Here is an 862-nt window from a genome sequence, read left to right as displayed (position 1 = left end):
CGGAACTGTTTTTCAAGAACACCGTATAGACGGCGAACTTTCTGCTTCTCACGTAGCTGGGTACCGTATTCAGACAAACGTCCGCGACGAGCACCGTGCATACCTGGAGCAGTTTCTAAGTTACACTTTGAATCTAGCGCTTTAGCGCCACTTTTCAAAAATAAGTCAGTACCTTCACGGCGTGACAGTTTACATTTTGGTCCAATATAACGAGCCATTTGCTAATCCTCTAAACGCGACGTTTCTTAGGTGGGCGACAACCATTGTGTGGAATAGGTGTCACATCCGTGATATTTGTGATTTTATAACCACAAGCGTTTAAAGCGCGAACAGCGGACTCGCGTCCTGGTCCAGGACCCTTAACTTGAACTTCTAAGTTCTTAAGGCCGTATTCAGCAGCCGCATTACCGGCTCTTTCAGCTGCTACCTGCGCAGCAAAAGGTGTACTTTTTCGCGAACCACGGAAACCTGATCCACCAGCAGTTGCCCAAGATAGAGCGTTGCCTTGGCGGTCAGTAATGGTAACGATAGTATTGTTGAATGATGCATGGATATGAGCCATACCATCAACAACAGTCTTTTTCACCTTTTTACGGGTACGTGTACCTGGCTTTGCCATTACGAATTCCTATTATTTACGAATTGGTTTACGAGGGCCCTTACGGGTACGTGCGTTCGTTTTGCTTCGCTGACCGCGCACAGGCAAGCTGTGACGATGACGAAGACCACGATAACAACCCAGGTCCTTCAACCGTTTAATATTCATTTGAAGTTCACGACGCAAATCGCCTTCTACGGTCAAGTTATTGACCTCAGAACGCAATATTTCTAACTGCTCTTCAGATAGCGTGCTAACTTTAGC

2 protein-coding genes and 1 pseudogene are annotated in these 862 nt (G+C 46.5%); all 3 read right to left on the bottom strand.

Annotated features, from left to right (window positions below):
* Window positions 1–218 (bottom strand): annotated as a pseudogene (rpsD, locus tag A3766_RS26875) (30S ribosomal protein S4); the annotation flags it as partial.
* Between the two features lie 11 nt (window positions 219–229).
* On the bottom strand, window positions 230–619 hold the full coding sequence (gene rpsK, locus A3766_RS26870) for a 30S ribosomal protein S11 (RefSeq protein ID WP_068508553.1): 390 nt from the start codon (window positions 617–619) through the stop codon (window positions 230–232).
* 12 nt (window positions 620–631) lie between these two features.
* Window positions 632–862, bottom strand: a 231-nt coding sequence (rpsM, locus tag A3766_RS26865; protein ID WP_156509176.1) for a 30S ribosomal protein S13, incomplete at its 5' end; no start/stop codon positions are given.

Source organism: Oleiphilus sp. HI0132, from assembly GCF_001635845.1.
Note: the sequence above shows the minus strand (reverse complement) of the source record. Positions and strands in the feature narration are given on the sequence as shown.